General features: G+C 41.3%; 20 protein-coding genes and 1 pseudogene. 4 read left to right on the top strand and 17 right to left on the bottom strand.

The annotated features are described in order from the left end of the window. Positions 1–26 precede the first annotated feature (26 nt). Together VZF35_RS22590 and VZF35_RS22585 are read right to left on the bottom strand one after the other, a co-directional pair. Positions 27–1,067 (bottom strand): BMP family protein, encoded by a 1,041-nt coding sequence (locus VZF35_RS22590; protein ID WP_407308658.1) that lies wholly within the window; start codon positions 1,065–1,067, stop codon positions 27–29. A gap of 168 nt (positions 1,068–1,235) precedes the next feature. After that, complete coding sequence (locus VZF35_RS22585) at positions 1,236–1,706, bottom strand: adenylate cyclase (protein ID WP_407308657.1); 471 nt, start codon at positions 1,704–1,706, stop codon at positions 1,236–1,238. Between the two features lie 415 nt (positions 1,707–2,121). Between VZF35_RS22585 and pheA the strand changes: the two genes are divergently transcribed. Beyond that, the gene (gene pheA, locus VZF35_RS22580) at positions 2,122–2,985 is read left to right on the top strand and encodes a prephenate dehydratase (protein ID WP_407308655.1); all 864 of its coding nucleotides are present in this window, start codon (positions 2,122–2,124) and stop codon (positions 2,983–2,985) included. Between the two features lie 115 nt (positions 2,986–3,100). On the opposite strand, the gene VZF35_RS22575 is transcribed toward pheA, so the two are convergent. Both VZF35_RS22575 and thrC read right to left on the bottom strand, forming a co-directional pair. Continuing rightward, complete coding sequence (locus VZF35_RS22575) at positions 3,101–3,307, bottom strand: hypothetical protein (protein ID WP_407308653.1); 207 nt, start codon at positions 3,305–3,307, stop codon at positions 3,101–3,103. After that, positions 3,308–4,779 (bottom strand): annotated as a pseudogene (gene thrC / locus VZF35_RS22570) (threonine synthase). A gap of 210 nt (positions 4,780–4,989) precedes the next feature. Here thrC and VZF35_RS22565 point away from each other — a divergent pair. Beyond that, positions 4,990–6,378, top strand: coding sequence for a uridine kinase (locus VZF35_RS22565; protein ID WP_407308651.1), 1,389 nt, complete (start codon positions 4,990–4,992; stop codon positions 6,376–6,378). Between the two features lie 125 nt (positions 6,379–6,503). Here VZF35_RS22565 and VZF35_RS22560 read toward each other — a convergent pair whose 3' ends face one another. From VZF35_RS22560 to VZF35_RS22525, 8 genes are all read right to left on the bottom strand, one after another. Then, the gene (locus VZF35_RS22560; protein ID WP_407308650.1) at positions 6,504–6,908 is read right to left on the bottom strand and encodes a methylglyoxal synthase; all 405 of its coding nucleotides are present in this window, start codon (positions 6,906–6,908) and stop codon (positions 6,504–6,506) included. A 91-nt stretch (positions 6,909–6,999) separates the two neighbouring features. Continuing rightward, on the bottom strand, positions 7,000–7,344 hold the full coding sequence (locus VZF35_RS22555) for a GIY-YIG nuclease family protein (protein ID WP_407308648.1): 345 nt from the start codon (positions 7,342–7,344) through the stop codon (positions 7,000–7,002). A 3-nt stretch (positions 7,345–7,347) separates the two neighbouring features. Further along, positions 7,348–8,166, bottom strand: a complete 819-nt coding sequence (locus tag VZF35_RS22550) for a menaquinone biosynthetic enzyme MqnA/MqnD family protein (protein ID WP_407308646.1) — start codon at positions 8,164–8,166, stop codon at positions 7,348–7,350. Positions 8,167–8,229: 63 nt separating this feature from the next. After that, positions 8,230–8,991, bottom strand: a complete 762-nt coding sequence (locus VZF35_RS22545) for a fumarylacetoacetate hydrolase family protein (RefSeq protein WP_407308644.1) — start codon at positions 8,989–8,991, stop codon at positions 8,230–8,232. A 35-nt stretch (positions 8,992–9,026) separates the two neighbouring features. Next, the gene (locus VZF35_RS22540) at positions 9,027–9,623 is read right to left on the bottom strand and encodes an MFS transporter (RefSeq protein ID WP_407308642.1); all 597 of its coding nucleotides are present in this window, start codon (positions 9,621–9,623) and stop codon (positions 9,027–9,029) included. Between the two features lie 107 nt (positions 9,624–9,730). Beyond that, entirely contained in the window at positions 9,731–10,018 is a 288-nt protein-coding gene (locus tag VZF35_RS22535) for a hypothetical protein (protein WP_407308640.1), read from the bottom strand. 289 nt (positions 10,019–10,307) lie between these two features. Further along, on the bottom strand, positions 10,308–10,967 hold the full coding sequence (gene nth / locus VZF35_RS22530) for an endonuclease III (RefSeq protein WP_407308639.1): 660 nt from the start codon (positions 10,965–10,967) through the stop codon (positions 10,308–10,310). 20 nt (positions 10,968–10,987) lie between these two features. Beyond that, positions 10,988–12,046, bottom strand: coding sequence for an HD-GYP domain-containing protein (locus VZF35_RS22525; protein ID WP_407308637.1), 1,059 nt, complete (start codon positions 12,044–12,046; stop codon positions 10,988–10,990). A 125-nt stretch (positions 12,047–12,171) separates the two neighbouring features. Here VZF35_RS22525 and VZF35_RS22520 point away from each other — a divergent pair, with 125 nt between their 5' ends. After that, the gene (locus tag VZF35_RS22520; protein ID WP_407308635.1) at positions 12,172–12,924 is read left to right on the top strand and encodes a TSUP family transporter; all 753 of its coding nucleotides are present in this window, start codon (positions 12,172–12,174) and stop codon (positions 12,922–12,924) included. 165 nt (positions 12,925–13,089) lie between these two features. Here VZF35_RS22520 and VZF35_RS22515 read toward each other — a convergent pair whose 3' ends face one another. From VZF35_RS22515 to VZF35_RS22505, 3 genes are read right to left on the bottom strand one after another with little or no spacing between them, the layout of a single operon-like run. After that, positions 13,090–14,208, bottom strand: coding sequence for a VanW family protein (locus VZF35_RS22515; protein ID WP_407308634.1), 1,119 nt, complete (start codon positions 14,206–14,208; stop codon positions 13,090–13,092). Positions 14,209–14,223: 15 nt separating this feature from the next. After that, positions 14,224–15,021 (bottom strand): PRC-barrel domain-containing protein, encoded by a 798-nt coding sequence (locus tag VZF35_RS22510; protein ID WP_407308632.1) that lies wholly within the window; start codon positions 15,019–15,021, stop codon positions 14,224–14,226. Positions 15,022–15,040: 19 nt separating this feature from the next. Beyond that, positions 15,041–15,958, bottom strand: a complete 918-nt coding sequence (locus VZF35_RS22505; protein WP_407308630.1) for a hypothetical protein — start codon at positions 15,956–15,958, stop codon at positions 15,041–15,043. Between the two features lie 179 nt (positions 15,959–16,137). On the opposite strand from VZF35_RS22505, the gene VZF35_RS22500 reads away from it, so the two are divergent. Beyond that, the gene (locus VZF35_RS22500; RefSeq protein WP_407308628.1) at positions 16,138–17,187 is read left to right on the top strand and encodes a diguanylate cyclase; all 1,050 of its coding nucleotides are present in this window, start codon (positions 16,138–16,140) and stop codon (positions 17,185–17,187) included. Between the two features lie 180 nt (positions 17,188–17,367). On the opposite strand, the gene VZF35_RS22495 is transcribed toward VZF35_RS22500, so the two are convergent. Together VZF35_RS22495 and VZF35_RS22490 are read right to left on the bottom strand one after the other, a co-directional pair. Further along, positions 17,368–17,982, bottom strand: coding sequence for an IMPACT family protein (locus VZF35_RS22495; RefSeq protein WP_407308627.1), 615 nt, complete (start codon positions 17,980–17,982; stop codon positions 17,368–17,370). Between the two features lie 2 nt (positions 17,983–17,984). Beyond that, positions 17,985–18,335, bottom strand: a complete 351-nt coding sequence (locus VZF35_RS22490; RefSeq protein ID WP_407314783.1) for a thioesterase family protein — start codon at positions 18,333–18,335, stop codon at positions 17,985–17,987. Positions 18,336–18,418 lie beyond the last annotated feature (83 nt).

The following is an 18,418-nucleotide window of genomic DNA, read 5'->3' as shown; positions in this document are numbered from 1 at the left end:
CGCCCCTCAAGAACTCTGAATTCTAATTAGAACCCAGCCGGCATTTTGTTTGTTACCGTTATTTTCCCATCTTTTATTTGCTTGGCAGCATCATTCACCTTGTCAACGACGTCTTTAGGAACAACTTTTGTAGGCGAAGCAAAACCAACTCCATTATTACTTAAATCAAAGAGCACATCTCCGCTCTTAAAGTTTCCATCCATAGTATTCTTGATGATATCATAAGTAGCTACATCCATACCCTTAAGAGCACTGGTAATAACTGTATCCGGAGCCATGTAATTTTGATCGGCATCAACACCGATAGCGTAGACATTTTTCTCCTTAGCCGCATCGATAACGCCCGTACCAGTTCCGCCAGCGACAGGGAAAATAATATCAGCGCCACCGGCAATTTGAGAAAGTGCTGTTTGTTTCCCTAAAGCAGGATCATCAAATTTGTTCGTGTAAATTAGATTGATGTGCACATCGGAGTCTACACTTCTAGCCCCTTGGATAAATCCAGCAATATAGTCGTCAACAGGGGGAATTTTCATACCTCCGACTAACCCGACTGTATTCTTGCCAAGTGCATTTGGAATTCCAGGTGTCTTCTCCATCATTCCCGCTAACACACCTGCCAAATAACCACATTGTTCCGTTTTAAACATTGCTGAGGCAACATTAGGGCGATCAGTAATTGAGGAATCAATAATCATAAATTTGGTATCGGGGTAATCTTTAGAAACTTTTTCAACGGCATCTTGCATTAGGAAGCCAACAGCAATGACCAAGTTATATTTATCTTGAGCAAAGCGTGTTAAATTCGTTTCATAGTCCGTCATTTGTTTAGATTCTACAACACCCTTAGTGACACCCAGATCAGCTACGGCCTTTTCCAACCCTTTGTTGGCAAGGAAGTTAAAGCTGTGGTCATTAAGCCCTCCTACGTCCGTCACTAAGCCAACTTTGAATTCCTTCTTTGCGGATTCAGCGGGCTTGGACGACGTCGTGTTAGCGCAACCAACAAGAGCGACGGCCAATGTAAGTACGACAACCAGACTACTTAGAAACCTTGATTTTTTCATTCTTCATTTCCCCTCCATCTCTTTACCTAGTGACACTCTGATTCTGCAGGCTCTGTTCTCTTCTTCAGTCGTAGGACCTCGAACAGCTTATGTCATTAAGTTTAGCAAGTATTCAGAAATGGGTCAAGAATTTATTTTTTATATCAGCAACGTTTGATTTTCAAAGCCCTACCATTTAGAATATGGTTTTCTGCCCAAGTTTATATTAAAATACCTTGAATCTGCTGTAATTTCTTGTTCAAAATTAACCCAACTGGGGAAAATTAGGGGATAGCCAATCTCCGGGATTTCTACATCCACCGTAACTAATCCTAAATTTTCTTTTTGATAATTATCAATTTCCCAGATTAGCCCTTTGTAGGGGATACGATACCTTATTTTTTCAATGGGAGTCACAATGGATAATCGTTTCAAAGCCGCTCGTTCATCGGAAGTTGCTTTATGTTTTACTGTTTCAATTTCCATACGACTTCCATCACTGCGTACTTCCTTTATCGTTATCTTGATAGAAGCTCCGAGTATACGGTAGCGTACTGCCGGTTCTTCTGATAAATACCCTTGAATTATGTATTGCCCTCCCTTTAGTTCCGGTAAATCCTCTTGTCTGACTAAAAATTTCCGTTCAATTTCCAATCCCAAGACATCATCTCCCCTGCGTCCGAGTGAACTCGTTCAGCTTAAGCTAAATATCGGGACCTCGGTGAGGAACCCATAATGAAGGTCCCGAAGAATAGTGAAGCAGGCAGCGTACGTTCCACTGCCTGCTTCTTCACCTTGTCCACTGATCCCCTAGAAGGTTCCCCAACCTTCTAGATTAATTTTACTAAATTCTTAGCACCTACGCAAGTATCTTATGATAATCATGAAGATTTTTTGACCAACTTTTAAAGCACGTCTTGCTGGTATTATCTATCTGTATTATGATAGGAGATGATAAATTTCAAGTGTTAAGGACTTAACTGCAACAGCCATGAGATATTTCCCCTGAGGTTCTGTTTCGTTCGAAAATGAAGGCGAGACAGATCATTTTATTATAAAGGTAGGAGACAACGTTATGACAACGATGGGATATTTGGGCCCCAAAGGAAGTTTTTCTGAAGAGGCAATCCATCTTTTTTTAGCTAATCACCCTGAATTTAATCTTTCCCCGCCCCAGTTGATCCCTTTCCCCACGATCTCCCGTTTGCTTATCGCTTGTGATGAAAAAGAGATAGATTGGGCATTCGTTCCTTTAGAGAATTCAACGGAAGGACAAGTTGGCGTTACCATGGATCTTCTTGGACAGACCGAACATCTCTTTATCAGCGATGAGTTTATCCAGCCAATTGACCAATGTCTTTTGACACATGAGCCTATGCCCCTCGAACAAATCGAGCGTGTTTATTCACATGAACAAGCGATTGGACAATGTCGGGAGTTTCTCGAGAAATACCTTCCACACGTTGAACAGATCACTTGTCTTAGTACAGCCGATGCAGCTTTGAAAATTTCTTCGATTCGCGAAAATTGGGCTGCTATTGGACCAAAACGGGCTGCCGGCCTCTATAACCTTCATCTCCTTAAAGAACGTATTCAGGATGTTGTCCTGAATCCTACTAGGTTCATTCTTGTCGGTCATCGCCTGGCGGATATGTCCGATGGAGAGGATAAAACCTCACTGCTAATCGTCGCTAAAAATACCCCGGGGTCCCTGTACTCAATACTGGGGGAATTTTCCGAACGCCACATAAATCTCAGTCGGATTGAATCTCGCCCCTCGAAACGTAAACTCGGCGAGTATGTATTTTTTGTTGATGTTGATGGTTATGTTTTTGCTCCTCCAATCCAAGAAGTCCTCTGGGCACTCCAACAAGAAAACATCACGGTGAAACTATTAGGTTCCTATCCCAAAGCGCTTCCAGGTGAAACTGTATTTTAAGAAATTAGCACTATTGAAAAGTGATCCTTACCGAACCCTTTGTAAACCACTAATATGCAAGAGCCTTCCATGACATCAAACTTTTGACGCAGGAAGGCTCTTTGTTATCAACTGTTTAAACTAGAACAATTTCAATAAGCTCTCTATTTCTCCCAATATTGTCTCGCTTCAATTTGATTTCCCCGACTTCACCTGTAGTTCTGAGATGAGTTCCCCCACAGGAGACTCTTCCAAAATTCTCAATTTCCCAAAACCGTCTTTCCGATTCTTTATTGACATAATTTTTAAACCGTTCCGTTAGAATTGCATATAAAAAATACATTTAGGTAAATAATTTCAGTAATGCTTCTTCAATTCCGTCAGGGTGACACAAATCCACTGTTCTTGCTTTCTTTTTATTTAAGCCTTGTAAGCCTAAAGGAATTTGCCAGCCCGTTAACTGACTTAAATCCTCCAAGGCTTGCCATTCATCCCTTGGCTTCTCCAAAGGACCTTCTAGACCAATTAAAACATTCGGAGCAAATTTAAAGGGACTGGCAGTTGAAGCAATTATAGTAAATGTTTGGTCTTGGCTAGAAGCGTAATAATCCTCATAGACCTTCATTCCAACCGCAGTATGAGGATCAAATACATACTGATAAGTCTTAAAACTGCGAGAAATCGTATCGAGCGTCTCCTCTTCATTAGCCCAGCCTGCGTAGACGAGATCTTGACAGTTTTTAAGAGTTGCCGGATCAACTTTAAAGCTCCCTTGGTTTTTCTGATCATACCAATCCTTGATAGCGCCAGCGTTTCGGCCACTCATCTCATATAAGAATCGTTCAAAATTACTGGAAACCAGAATATCCATCGAGGGAGAAATCGTTTGGAAAAAATCACGTTGGCTTTGATATTCACCCGTGGCAAAAAAATTCGCCAGTACATTATTCTTATTAGAAGCACAAACTATTTTTGCTATCGGCAGACCCATTCGTTTAGCATAATAAGCTGCCAATAAATTTCCAAAATTCCCAGTAGGTACAACCACATTAACAGCGCTTCCTGAATTGACGTTACCCTGTTCTACAGCTTGTAAATAGGCCCAGAAATAATAAACAATCTGAGGCAGGAGCCTCCCCAATTAATGGAGTTAGCTGAAGAGAAAACCAGTTTATTTTCCCACAATCGAGCTTTTAGGGATTCCGAAGCAAATATTCTCTTGACAGCTGTCTGACATTGATCAAAATTACCTTTTACTGCCACAACATGGGTATTGGTCCCTTCAGTTGTCGTCATCTGGCGCTCCTGAACATGGCTGACACCACCTTCAGGATAGAACACGACGATATTCATGCCTTCTCTGTTTTTGAATCCTTCCAAAGCGGCTTTCCCTGTATCCCCAGAAGTTGCCACTAATATCAGGACCTCTGCGTCAAGTTCAATTTGTTTTAGACTGACTTTCAATAAGTCGGGTAATACTTGTAAAGCCATGTCCTTAAAAGCAGAAGTCGGGCCATGCCAAAGTTCAAGTACTCCAAAATTTCCTACGGAAACTAAAGGTGCCGGATTCGGTCCGTCAAAAGTCCCATCAGAATAAACATTCACAATTTCAGCAAGAGTTGACTCGGAAAAATCCGTTAAATAGGGCATCATGACACGTTTGGCTACCTCACGATACGAGAATCCTCGAAGTTCCTGCCAATCCAAGGTGGGAAACGTTGAAGGAACAAAGAGTCCTCCGCTTGGTACCATGCCTAATGCTATCGCTTGTGAAGCGCTTTGATCCGATAAATTACCGCGTGTGCTTTCGTACATTTCATTTCCCTCCTTGATCTTAATTTTTATTTATTTACAATCTATTCGCAGTATATTCGCTGTAAGCGATTAAATTCCTTCTTAAATTGACAACCCGACTCCCGTGATTTGCAAATTCCTAGTCATTCTCGCTATTTTTTCGGAGGAAAGTAGAGATATTATGTTGAATATCATAATTACAATCCTCATATCAAGAAAGGCGGTGCCTAAATGTCTGATTACTCGATTCGCAGATATCGTCAAAGTTTAATTCTTGGTCTTATTGGTGTGGTCAAAAAACTATTTCCGGATGAGCAGCTTAAAATTACTCACTCCATCCTTGATGGAGTTTATTGTGAGCTTGAGGACTCTTTGCTTTCATCACGGGAAGTCATCAAAATTGAAGAGGATTTGCAGCGCTGGGTTCTCGCAGATCAGACCATTTCCTACGAAACGAGACAAGATCGATTGTATCATTGCTATTTTGACAATCTTGAGATTAAAACCATTTATCCTCCTCTCGAACGTGCAGGTACTTTAAAGTACTTCCAACTGATCCATTTTCCTCCCGGGTTTATCTTACTCTTTCCTAATGCTAATCACCCTGAAACACTTGCCCCGTTTGTGCCTCCTGAGAAACTTTCGGCAACCTTTTCCGAAACTCAACGTTGGCTGGAAAACTTACATCTTGCTAAAGTTCAGGATGTAAACTCTATCATATCTGCTGATGGCTCACACGACCTTATATGCCTGGCTGAAGCCTTGCACGAAAAGAAGGTATCCTCCATCGCCGATCGAATTTTTGAACAGCGTCGCAATATCCGCATCATCCTAATATCTGGCCCATCTTCCTCTGGAAAAACGACCTTTGCACAACGATTATCTACCCAGCTTCGTGTCAATGGTTTACGTCCAATTGCCCTCTCACTCGACAACTACTTCCTTTCCAGGGAAGAAACTCCTCTTGATGCTAATGGTCAATATGATTTTGAGTCCTTAAATGCGTTAGACCTGCCTTTATTAGCTACTCATTTGAACGCACTGATTCGAGGAGAAAACGTTGAAACCCCAATCTTCGATTTTGTCTGTGGCCAGCGATCTCCCGTTGGAAAACCAATGCAACTGAGTTCTGACGAGATCCTGGTTATTGAAGGAATTCATGCCCTTAATCCCTGTTTGGTTCCCACGCTTGACCGCAACCAGATGTTTAAGATCTATGTCAGTGCTCTGTTTCAGCTCAACATTGATGACTATAATCGAGTCCCCACTACAGAAGTGAGACTCATACGCCGTTTGGTCAGAGATAACCAATTTCGCGGTATTAATCCTGAACGAACACTAGGTCAATGGGAGAGTGTTCGTCGTGGGGAAAACAACAATATTTTCCCCTATCAAGAAGAAGCCGATGTTATGTTCAACTCCAGCCTTTTATATGAATTAAATGCACTTCGCCCGCATGCTGAACAATTGCTGCTTTCGATAACTCCGGATTGCGCTCACTATAAAACAGCAACGCATCTTTTGACATTACTTTCTTTTTTTAGTCCCTTGGATGTTGCCACGATTCCTTTTACCTCCATTCTCAGAGAATTTTTGGGAGGCAGTGCTTATAAGGTCTAATGCCAATATTAGTCTGAGACTATCTTTACATCAGCACATTACATGGCACTCGACATAAAACTCCGCTCGTAAAAGCGGAGTTTTTGATTTATCAGCTATGTTTTTTGCAACTATGGCCCTTTAACTCAATTTATGGGATCAGAGTGATTTTCAGCCGCTTCTAGACAAAGTTTGACATAGGCCATTAATATTTCTGCGCTTTGCCGGTTCGTCGCTAACGGAACATTGTGAACATCACAAACTCTCAATAAAGCAGCAATGTCTGGTTCATGAGCTTGAGCAGTTAAAGGATCCCGTAAAAAAATAATCATATCGAGATTTTGGGTAGCTACAAGACTGCCAATTTGTTGATCTCCTCCAATAGGTCCTGACAAAAGGGCCGTCACAGGTAATCCCACGTGCTGCTGAATTAATTTCCCAGTTGTTCCCGTCGCAGTCAATTGACACTGAGCCAGAAGATCTTTATGAGTTTTGGCAAACTCAATCATTTCAGCCTTTTTTTCGTCATGTGCAACCAAGGCTATTTTCAAAGTCATCCACTCCTTTCTTAAAGCAGCATCTGTTAGCCATGCTCTCATGCCGCTAAAACTACATACTTAAGCTCTTATGGTTTGCCATAGGTTAATCATTCAATTGATGGAGTAATTCTTGAGTTGCTGAGGAAATAATAAACGTGAACTTTCGTCTCTCAGCAATTCGGTTAATATCCCAAGGTTCTTCAATTAAACGAACTTTCTCCGCTCGATGACATCTCTTGATCGCATACTCTAAACGCAGAGCATCACTCCACGAATCCACCTCCCAAGCCTGAGCCAAGGATACTGGAAGGTGAGACGCTGTGTACTTGGCACCTTGTCCTCGAGAGCCCACTCTGTTATGTTCCCGCACTCTCCGCTTGAGATCCGTAGTTGCACCAGTGTAGATCGTATTATCTCCGCAACGGGCAAGATACACCCAATATCCCATACTCTACTCCTTGGGCCAAAACCCGATAACTGGACGACTCGGCAGCAGATTCTGCTCATAACACAAATCCAAGTATTTTTGCAGCCCTGACATTAATGTCGCATCTAAATCATAATGAAACTGAGCGAAATAATCCTTCCAAAACTCTAGTGAGCTTCCAAGCATTATTTGGCAAGTATTAACGATATCCTCCATGTTATCGAGTGCCTTAGATTTAGCCTCTAATAGCAAATGATAGACAACCTTGAGCTCTTCAGACTGCCTAGTAAGCAACTTTTTGGGGAAGGCCCAAACTGCATAAGTCATAGAATGACCCGTTTGTTTCAACCACTCCGCGCCAAGATCATAAATAAAACAATCGGGGTGTTTTTGGGCTGCTTGGATAGCGGAATCAGCAATCAAGAGGGCCGCATCCGCCTTGGCGAACATTGCCTGTAAATTCGAAGTCATTGTTACGTACTTTGGAACAACTCCATAGAATTGATGCAGTAATATCTTCGTTAGGTTGACAGATGTCGCTGACATATCTGTCAGGGCAACGGTCAAGCCATCCAGGTTTTCTAAAGGAACTTTGGAAAATAAAAGGATAGACCCGACTCGCCCTTTAGTCGAGACTGATAAGTTCGGCAAGATAACATAATCTTGCCAATGCTCCCCATAGGAAAAAGCACTTATTGGAGCCATATCGATCCGCCCATCGGCCAACATGGCATTATGCCCGGTGGGTTCCGCCGTGATTGATTCTAAAAGAGGATGCTCCTTAGGCAAAAAATAAAACATCGGTAACATGTTTGTATTAGGGTTATGTCCAATGCGAATCATGCGAATACCCCCTATGAGTTATATCCATCTCATGGATATATACTTCTTAGTTATTGACCAGGCCTATAATGCAATGGTATTGTGCAGCTCTCCAATAGCCGGAATCTTTACCACAACCTCATCCCCTGGCTGCATCGGTCCAACTCCTTCAGGAGTACCAGTTAGTATCACATCTCCAGGGTAAAGCGTCATAACCTGAGAAATAAAACTGATAAGTTTAGGTATCGGCGTAATGAAATATTTCGTATTCGAAGACTGCTTAACAACACCATTCAGTAAAAGTTGAATATCCAAGGCGCTCGGATCAATATCCGAAACAACCCAAGGCCCGATCGGGCAAAAGGTATCGAAGGACTTAGCTCGAGTCCATTGACCATCCTTTTTTTGCAAATCTCTTGCGGTGACATCATTAGCACAAGTATAGCCAAAAATAGCTTTCGTCGCTTCCTCCTCTGTCACATCTTTAATCGTTCGGCCAATAATCACCGCAAGTTCAGCTTCAAAATCTACACGTTGACTGATTTTTGGGTGAATGATCGTTGCTTCAGGTCCGATCACGCTGGTTTGGGGTTTAATAAAGATAACTGGATCGTCAGGCAAGGAATGACCTAATTCTTCGATGTGCAATGCATAATTTAATCCAACACAGATCACTTTGCTTGGCTCAACAGGAGCCAGTAAACGAACCTCTTCAAGGTTTAAAACGCTATCGGTCGGTTGACTGTTAGGATCTAAGAAGGTTCTATCCAATAACTGAATTTTTTCCTCGTTGATTACTCCGAATCTGATTTCGTCGTTATGATTCAAAAAACGCACGAATTTCATGCTCATCGACCCTTTCTATTTTCTGATGGACTTGCCTATCCTATTCTCTTCAGACGGTAAATTTCCTTCTCGCGAGGATTAAACACTTTCCAATAATACAGGCTAGCCAGAAGATATAGTACTGACGTCAGAAAGTAGGGAACGCTATAATTGGTTACTTGCATAAGCCATCCTCCCAGGGCCGCGCTTACCGCCCGGCTTAAGTTTTGCGCCATACCAATGAGACTTGAAACAGTGGCTCTCTGTTCCGAGGGAGTGATTTCCATTGTGAACCCTGAACTGATAGGGCTGCTCATATTCATTAGCGCACTGCGGAGTAAAAAGGAAAGAATCACAATCCCCAGCGACTGAGGAAGTGCTATCATTAACAAGAAAGGAATTGAAGCTAATTGAGAAACTACTACAGCATTGACTTTCCCCAATTTTGCAATTAAAAACGGCGCGAGAAGGCCTGTCAGAGCCATTCCTATTTGCGAAGAGGACATAACGATTCCCACAATAGACGTTGGAGCTTTAAGTCGTTGGGTAAGAAAAACATTAAAAAAAGGAATGACAAGACCCGCTCCAAATCCAATCAGGGAATTGTAACAAAATACTTCTTTAATAAGAACTGATGTCCAAACAATTTTCAAATAGTTATTAAGAGTGCTGGCAAACTGCGGCGGTTTTGACTTGCGTTCCTCCTCTTCGATAGTCAGAGCAATGACAATTGCGATTACTTGAAGTAAAGCAAAACCAATTAAGACAAGATGAGCCGAAAAAAGATCCGGAGCTTTTCCGCGACTAAACTACCCAAGACCTGAGCAGCCATGGAGATAGAAAAGTTGAGGCTGAAAAGCTGTGTCCGATATTCCGGAAGACTCATTTCCATAAGCAAAGGCAGCGTTACTACTGCAAGCATAGCTTGCCCAATCCCAAAAATAATCGAGAACCCCAAGGTAAGATTCCCGAAAGGTAGAGCAGCTTGCCCTAATAAACCTAATCCTGTTAAACTAAGTGCCCATAGTAACGAATGTTTTTTCCCCACTGATCAGTTAAAATTCCCAAGGGTAAAGAAAATCCGCCTGTTGCAAGTAAACCGATAGCCAAAACCTCTCCAAGAAAGCTCTCATTACCTCCGGTGCCCAAGATTACAATTCCAAAAAGCATGTTAAAAGCATTTGTACTTAGAGATGTGACAAAAGTAATAAGTAAAAAGAGTTTAGCATTCCGAGGGCACTTCTCGAAAAATTGAACATAGGACAGCTCTGTCACCTTCTTCGTGTTTCGAAATATATTCTAACACGAATGGCCCTTGAAGAGAAGATCTTAATAAATTATGGTTCGGCAATATCTCCTTGAAACATCTTGCAAACCGATGCGACAGGGCATTCTGTACAGTTTGGTTTTCGGGCAGCACAGATTCTTCTGCCCAAAAAAATTAGAAGATGATGAATCGAAGACCAACGTTCCCGCGGAAAAACTTTCATTAACTGTTCTTCAACCTTTTCTGGGGTATTCCCTTCGGCTAATCCTAAACGGTGAGCCACTCGAAAAACATGGGTATCAACCGCTAAGGCCGGAATCCCGAAGGCATTACTCACTACAACATTCGCTGTTTTACGTCCAACACCGGGAAGTCTCCTTAATAATTCGACATCTTCCGGAACTTTCCCCGCATACTCTTTGACAAGGATTTGAGAGGCAAGGAAGATACTTTTTGCTTTATTACGGTATAGTCCCAACGAACGAATTTTGTTTTCAAGTTCCTTTAAGCCTAAAGCAATGATACCCTCGGGGGTATTCGCTTCCGAGAATAAGATTGCAGTAACCTGATTTACTCTCTCATCTTTACATTGAGCAGATAAAATTGTCGCAATTAGAAGTTCAAAAGGAGTTTGAAACTCAAGCTCGCAGTGGGCACCAGGGAACTCTTTCTGTAACGATTCATAAATAAACTCTGAATTTGAAGTATTGATCATTCTGTTTTTGTTCATTGATTCCTCCATCGTCGTACTTAGGAGATAACTTCCTCGATAAATATGGTTCGCTTTTCCACCATGTCATATTCCTTAGCGGCGTTCGAACCAAATTCCGATTCGTCAAAGACTCGAACAATCGGTCGAGCCGGCATGCTCAAATTCTGATCGACGACAACCCCAATTTCATCCGTATTTAATCTTACGGTGACTCCAGTTGGGTACGCTGCAATATTCTTAAGAAACAAGCGTACCATTTCCAGAGGATAGAGACTCCCTGCCAGTCCCATAAGGATCTCGCACGCTTCATGTGGCATCACGCGTTTTACACCGCTATTATCTGATGTAAACTTATCATAGAGATCAGCTATTCCCACAATTTGAGCCAGCGGATGGATCTCTCCTTCTTTGATATGCCTTGGATATCCTGTGCCATTCATATGTTCGTGATGCTGAAAGGCGATATGGGCTATGACTAAGTTGAGATCTTTGCGTTTCCTAAGATCGTCGAAGCCAAGAGTGGTATGCGTTTTAAGCAGCTCCACTTCTTCTGGGGTTAAAGGAGACTTTCCATTGATGAGTTTCGGGTCTAGCTGCACCTTGCCAATATCATGCAGAAGCGCACCAACAGCCAAAGATTCGAGTCTCTCTTGATCCAAGAACATGGCCTTCCCTAAAACCGTGGCAAGTACACAAACATTCACAGAATGAGCAAACATTTGATTGTCCAAACTGCGCATATCCATCATGTTCACAAGAATATCTTTTTTGAATAATATCTCTTGAACAATTTTATTGATCACTTTTTTCAATTCGAAACCATTTAGGTCTTTTCCTAAACGAACAGATCGGCTGCTTTTTTCTAGGACTTCCATCGCTTCACGGCGATGTTCTTCGGAGATAACGTCTTCAACAACCACATCATCAAAACGATCATCTTCAATATAAACTATGGAAATTCCCATATCTCTCAATTTAGCGATATACAAGGAGGTAAGCTTAACTCCTTTGCCTAAGAGAACTCTTCCTGAACTTGAATAAATGGTCTTACCTAAAATTTCACCAATCGTCAATGTTTTAACACTTACTTGCCGCACTTAGATATTGGCTCCCTTCTATAACATACAGAATCACTTGGAGTTATCAAAATATGATGACGAATTTATTTCATAGGGGTATACTTTAAGAGCACGAAGCAAAATGACATAAGTGAGGTATCAGTATGTGGTTCAATCTTTTAATTATCTGTGTTCTGGGTTTCTTAGCTGCGGCAATAGATGCTATTGCCGGAGGAGGCGGTCTCATAAGTCTTCCCGCATTGCTAATGATTGGTGTGCCTCCCCATCTTGCCTTGGGAACTAATAAATTTGCGGCTTCTATGGCTTCATTAAATAGCTCCATAACCTTCGCCCGTTCTGGAAAAGTCCATGTCCCTTTGGTAAAATGGCAAATCCCGTTTACCTTCATTGGAGCTGCCCTTGGCGTTTGGGCCGTTCTCAGCGTCAGCTCTGAATTTCTTAATAAAGCTGTCTTAGTCATGATTCTAATCGTTGGAATTTATACGATGCTTCACAAAAACTTAGGCATGGAAAATAAATTTCAGGGATTACATCCCCTAAATCTAAGTGCAGGCTGCTTTTTTGCCCTGGCCTTAGGATTTTATGATGGATTCTTTGGACCAGGAACAGGCTCTTTCTTAATTTTCTCCTTTATTGCTCTTTTCGGTTTTGATTTTGTTATAGCCTCGGCAAATTCTAAAGTGTTAAATTTCGGAAGTAATTTCATCTCGCTTTTGCTCTTTGCTTGGAATGGCAAAATTCTTTTCTCATACGGTATCCCAATGGCTCTCTTCATGATTCTCGGTTCCCTACTTGGGACAAAACTCGCAATTCATCGGGGAGCCGTCCTTGTAAAGCCAATCTTTATTACAATGTCACTCTTAGTCGCTGCCAAACTAATTTTTCAATACGTGTAAGCATTGAATCCATTATTCTAGTGTCTTTAGTATATACCAAGTTCTATGACTGGAAAATAGAGTGCTCCCCAGTCTAAGGCCTACATTACCTTTTCGACTAGGGAGCCTTGCTGAGATCCCAATCAATGTTTTTCTTAGAAGCTCAAAATCTGCAAGTATCGAAAACTACTTCAGATCTGCGTCTGAATCGCTAGGACGTATAGGATAACCATCCGGCACTGAAAGGACAGAGTGGGTAGCATCTGCCACCCCGAATAGTCGGACTCTCAACCAATTATCACCGGTGCGCGCGCTGATTAAAAGATAACCGCTCGTATTGTTTTGAAAGCGAAAATCAAGCATCCCATAAGCAACAGTCGCATCTTGCCCCTTTAACACATAGGATACAGGCAGAGAGTGACTATGTTTTTCTTCTACTTTCAGATTTGCCTGACGGACAGCTTGAAATAGTGTGCTGGAGTCTTGACAGATGCCTCCTCCATCCCCTTTGACTACTTCCTGATCCACAAAAATATACGCTGGTAAGTACCCTACGGCTTCCGTCCGTTCTCCCACAACATTGTTAAACGAAAAAACGTCACCAGGGGCAACCAAATGATTATTCAAGGCATTGGCTGCCAAACGCACATTTTTTGTCCGAGAACTATCTTGAGGATTAAAAAAAGTAGTATAATCCCCTAAGACATCCTTAACTTCTGTGATTTTCTTCGGATCAGGTTGGACTGGGATTACTTGAACCACTGCTTCAACTTTTTTGCTTAAATGTTCATTGGCGATCTTATGCCAAGTTGCTTCGACATCTAAACTTTGACCTTCTTGTCCCACCGTCTTATCTAAACTATGGTTCGAATAAGAAATTGTGGCTGGAAGCATTGGTTTATCAATCCGAGTACTTATTGTCTTTAATTGGGAAACAATGTCTTGTTGATCTAATTCTAGATCAGGTTTCAAAACAGTTTTACGAGTTAAACTTTGCAAAATATCCACAAACCAAATTCCTGAGGTACGTGGGAATATCGAGTCTAACGAGCTGTCGATTTTAGTATAAGATCGATCTAATTTTAAGGGAAAAACCTTCCCTTGGTATATGACAGCAGTTGGTATCTCCTCTTTTAATTTAGAGGCAACTTCGGCTCGATTTAAACCTGAAAAGTCTTGACCCCAAATTATTAAACCTGACGGCGCTCGATCATGTGTACTTACATAGGCTACAACGCTCCCTAGACTTAGGGTTACACAGAATTGAACCAATAACGCGGTCAGAATGAACCCAGCCTTTTTCATCTATTTTTTGGTTCCTTAATTTTTCTTTAAGTGAGATGTAATTTCCATCAGAGTGCTGCGCGTTTTAATAAAGGTTATCATTTCCGGAGTTATTCTTTCGCCTGCTCTTAAAACGTTCCCATTGTCGAGGGTTATATCTTTTTCGACCCCTTTGCCAACAAAATATTGCAATTGGCGTTGTTCAAAAAGGTTAAACCCCGAATCTATCTCAGTTTCTCTCGAAACAGCCTCTTCCTTCAGCTCTGGCTCAGGATCAGGTTCAAATTCAGGCTCAGGCTCAAAAGTTACCGTTTGCGAAGAAGAGTCTAATTCTACATTTTCCGGCTGCCTAATCTCTTCACCGCCGACTGCGGGGAAACCTTCCACAATGAGTAATTCTTTGCCCAAAGTAATTACTTGCTCAGCTTCTATTTCGAGCACTTCCCCATTAGCTTCGAAGATACATTCAGAGATTCGGCCTGTTTCCTCATCAATTAAAATTTCTGCAACTTCTCCAATCAGCTGCCCTTTTTTAGTTAACACTTTTGTCCCGATTACACGAGTGTTTAAATTCAATAACTTCTGGGCGTCGACATTTTGGGCAACATCTTGAATCACACCAGGGTGAGGAATAGTAATTGCGAATTCACCCAAACCCAAAATATCTGTAAAGGCGATGATCTTGGCGCCAAAATAATCTGTGGGCTGATCAACAATCATAAAATCTAAAGTTTTTCCTTGAGGGTTAAGAACAAAATCCTTCACGACACCTATTTGAGTACCATCTGAAATACTGATAATCCTTAACCCGATAATTTCTTTTGATGGTTTCATTTGTAAACCAGCCCCCTATTTATTTAAAATATTTGTCGAGATCTTCTTTCATTAGCCAGACCTCAAATTGACGTTGTAAATCCGCACTAAATTGCGGAAAGTATTTTTTAGCATAAACCATAATTCGAGGAAGCGCATCATTAGTTTCACCGATATTTTTCCAAAGCCAATGGCAATCTAAGATTAAGTAAAAGGCCATGTCTGGTCCCGGTTCCAAGGCTAAAGCGCGCATAAAATAAGTTGCCGCTTGAGCAAAATTCTCGGAATATTTCTCATTAAAACCTAACTCAAGGAGTTCATCCAGAGATAACACATCGGAAGAATCCTCAAAAACGCTTGATGCTAATTCCTCGTTTTCAGCTATCATGTGTAGTTCTTCAAACCTATCAATCGTCTGAAGTTCAGCATTATCTAACATATTAAGTTCAGCCTTATCTATCATCTCAGGAGACTCTAAAGCTCCCGTGGACTCTAGGTCAACAATTTCTGTCTCGATGACATTGTCTATAATCTCCGAATTTATCAAGTTTGATTTAATTTGTTCAGCTATGTGTTGGTTGTTCTTTGTTTCTGCATAGTTGTCTGTTTGGGAATATTTTTTATGGTTTATCATAACTTTCATGATACTCGGCCAGGAAGCGCCCGCAATAATCAGAATAGCTATTGAAATGAGCCACCAACTTACCCGCCCAGATTGAAGAGCTCTCGGGAAAACCATGACATCGCCACACAAAAAGAGGCCTATAAAAAAAGCACTCCGTTTGGTTAATCCCCAAATGGCAGCTCGCCAAATCATAAAGGCGATAAATGGAATACTCCCCAAAAAAACCATAATTTCATATGCCAGAATATGAGTACCCCCTTCATCCTGTACAATCTCTATTTTAAGATTCGACAGAAGTTTACTTTCTCCTTCTTCTAAGGCTATTGTTTGCACGGCAATCCTTAAGATGAAGACGACCATTGCGAAGGATTTTTGAAAGTTAAAGAGAATACTATAATACTATATTGAAATTATGTATTTTATAGAAAGAACTATTGTTGCCGTGAAATTTTATTCTTCGATCAATCGAGTAAGCGGCTTCTCGTTAGACCATTGGATTTGGGGGCGTCTTTATGTTAGAATCTCAACCAGCTGTTCAAGATGACGAAACTAGTCTAAAACAGAAGATTCAAAGTTTGGAGAACCAACTAGAAGAGATTCGTTTACAGACACATGTCTTATTAGACATTGCTCGTGCCTTGAACGCTTCCCTAGATACAAGAGTTATCGCAGCCAATATCATTAGCGCGATTGTCTCTCTAATAAGTATCGATCGAGCCAGCGTTTGTCTTTACAACGAAAAAAGTCAAGACTTCGAAGTTATCGGAGTCTTTGACTCTGGGACACTTTCGCCGATCATACCTTCTTATCTCGATTTTTCATTTCTCAAGCAAGTATTAGCAAACGGGCGCACGTTTTATCGTACACCACAAAACTCTCTGGAATGGGATTGGATATGCTGTCTTCCGCTACAAAATGCTCAACATAAAATTGGGAGCATCAACATTCATGCCATTCGTCAACCCGAAATTACTTCGGAACAAATGGAGTTTCTGGAAACAGTTGCTGGTCATGCTTCTTCTGCTCTGGGAAACGCCCTCCTTTATGCTATTGTCGAACGCGAATCAATTACGGATGGACTAACCCATATTTACGACCATCGTTATTTTCAAAAACGCTTACGAGAACACATCTCACTCTGTCAACGACGAAAACGTTCTGTGACCTTTGGTCTGCTTATTATTGATGTTGATAATTTTAAGCTATTTAATGACCGCTATGGTCATCAGTTTGGTGATACCGTACTCGTTTCTATTGTTCGGGAACTTCGCAAGAATTTACGAGAAGAAGACTTGATTGCTCGATATGGCGGGGAAGAATTTGTTGTACTTATACCAGAGGCGACTGAAAAAATTATGCTTCATATCAGTGAGAAAATTAGAGAAGTTGTTGAAAAAACACGAGTTCTTAATGTTCAGACGAATCAAGAAGTGTCGGTTACTGTAAGTATTGGTGTAACTTTATGGCATACTTCTGACTCACCAAATAGTATAATCGCCCGCGCTGATCACGCACTTTATAAAGCAAAAAAGACAGGGCGGAATCAGAGTGTTTATGAGTAATAGCAAGACTACCTCTCAAGGTTTCAAGGATTGATGTAATACCTCAGCTACACCGAATATCAAAGAAATCCGCTTAGAAGGCGGAGTTCAGAAGCAGGAAAAATGCAAGAAGGAAAGTGATAGTATTCACTTTCCCAAATTCTAACTCTTTTAAAATAATTTTTATTTTCGATATAATTCTTATCCCCAGGCCGTTCCGTTGTCTTCACATTTCACTTGCTTTCGGGTAAAATCTTCTATCCATTTTAGAAATAATTCAGCCTGAATTTTAGGGATAGAAATTGTAAGGTCTATTGTTTCACTAAATTCTTCATTTCGGATACTCCAACAACGCTGCTTAAATTGATATTTAAGCAATTCATACCATTCGTAAGGAACGCACAATCGGTATTGTCGAAAAAGAGTCAACTTCACTAATTCTACTTCGCTCAAAACTTGCCGAGCGGTACTGCCATAGGCCCTCGTTAAACCACCTGTACCCAGAAGTACCCCTCCAAAATACCTTACTACGACTAGTAAAACATTCCATACATTTTGATGTTGAAGGAAGTCTAAAACTGGGCGCCCACCCGTCCCTTGCGGTTCTCCATCATCCGAGGCTTTTTCTATAGTTCCATCATGCAAGCGATAAGCGTAAACATAATGACGCGCATTCGGAAAGTCCTGTTGAATGGCAATCATTGCAGAATTTATTTCCTCAATTGTTTGAACCGGCACACCAATGCCAATAAAACGAGATTTATCAATAGTTTGTTCTGCAATTATTTTCTGAGGGAGCGTAAAAAAACCTTCCACGGTTATGACCCCTTATTCCTATTCTGAGCCTTAGCCAAGAACGGTTCGATATCAACAATGAATCGTTCGTGTTTGCCAACTCCGATCTGTCCAGCTTCATCACATGCTTCCACTGAAAACACTAAATGTCTGCGGTCTATTTCTATAAGTTCTGCCGTTGCAGTTACTTTAATTCCGATAGGGGTCGCAGCAGTGTGTTTGATCGTTAAAGATGTCCCCACAGTTGATTGCTGTTCGGGTAATTCAAGGGCATTAACAGCTGCCTGTTCCATAAGCGCAACCATGGCAGGTGTAGCAAATACTTCCAAGTTCCCGCTCCCCATAACCTTAGCCGTATTTGATAGCGTTACCATTGTTTGAGCATGTCCTTTTGCGCCAATATGTATTGTCACTCCAAACACATCCTTAGCTAGATTTAAATTTATTCTATCACATA

This window comes from Desulfosporosinus paludis, from assembly GCF_045689965.1.
GTDB lineage: Bacteria > Bacillota > Desulfitobacteriia > Desulfitobacteriales > Desulfitobacteriaceae > Desulfosporosinus > Desulfosporosinus paludis.
The sequence above is the reverse complement of the archived record's forward strand: the minus strand, read 5'-3'. Positions and strand labels throughout refer to the sequence as shown.

What these genes read in the sequence shown, in the direction of transcription:
- VZF35_RS22590 (WP_407308658.1), bottom strand. Translation starts at nt 1,067, where the DNA reads ATGAAAAAATCAAGGTTTCTAAGTAGTCTGGTTGTCGTACTTACATTG.
- pheA (WP_407308655.1), top strand. Translation starts at nt 2,122, where the DNA reads ATGACAACGATGGGATATTTGGGCCCCAAAGGAAGTTTTTCTGAAGAG.
- VZF35_RS22575 (WP_407308653.1), bottom strand. Translation starts at nt 3,307, where the DNA reads ATGTATTTTTTATATGCAATTCTAACGGAACGGTTTAAAAATTATGTC.
- VZF35_RS22565 (WP_407308651.1), top strand. Translation starts at nt 4,990, where the DNA reads ATGTCTGATTACTCGATTCGCAGATATCGTCAAAGTTTAATTCTTGGT.
- VZF35_RS22555 (WP_407308648.1), bottom strand. Translation starts at nt 7,344, where the DNA reads ATGGGATATTGGGTGTATCTTGCCCGTTGCGGAGATAATACGATCTAC.
- VZF35_RS22550 (WP_407308646.1), bottom strand. Translation starts at nt 8,166, where the DNA reads ATGATTCGCATTGGACATAACCCTAATACAAACATGTTACCGATGTTT.
- VZF35_RS22545 (WP_407308644.1), bottom strand. Translation starts at nt 8,991, where the DNA reads ATGAAATTCGTGCGTTTTTTGAATCATAACGACGAAATCAGATTCGGA.
- nth (WP_407308639.1), bottom strand. Translation starts at nt 10,967, where the DNA reads ATGAACAAAAACAGAATGATCAATACTTCAAATTCAGAGTTTATTTAT.
- VZF35_RS22520 (WP_407308635.1), top strand. Translation starts at nt 12,172, where the DNA reads ATGTGGTTCAATCTTTTAATTATCTGTGTTCTGGGTTTCTTAGCTGCG.
- VZF35_RS22515 (WP_407308634.1), bottom strand. Translation starts at nt 14,208, where the DNA reads ATGAAAAAGGCTGGGTTCATTCTGACCGCGTTATTGGTTCAATTCTGT.
- VZF35_RS22510 (WP_407308632.1), bottom strand. Translation starts at nt 15,021, where the DNA reads ATGAAACCATCAAAAGAAATTATCGGGTTAAGGATTATCAGTATTTCA.
- VZF35_RS22500 (WP_407308628.1), top strand. Translation starts at nt 16,138, where the DNA reads ATGTTAGAATCTCAACCAGCTGTTCAAGATGACGAAACTAGTCTAAAA.
- VZF35_RS22490 (WP_407314783.1), bottom strand. Translation starts at nt 18,335, where the DNA reads ATGGTAACGCTATCAAATACGGCTAAGGTTATGGGGAGCGGGAACTTG.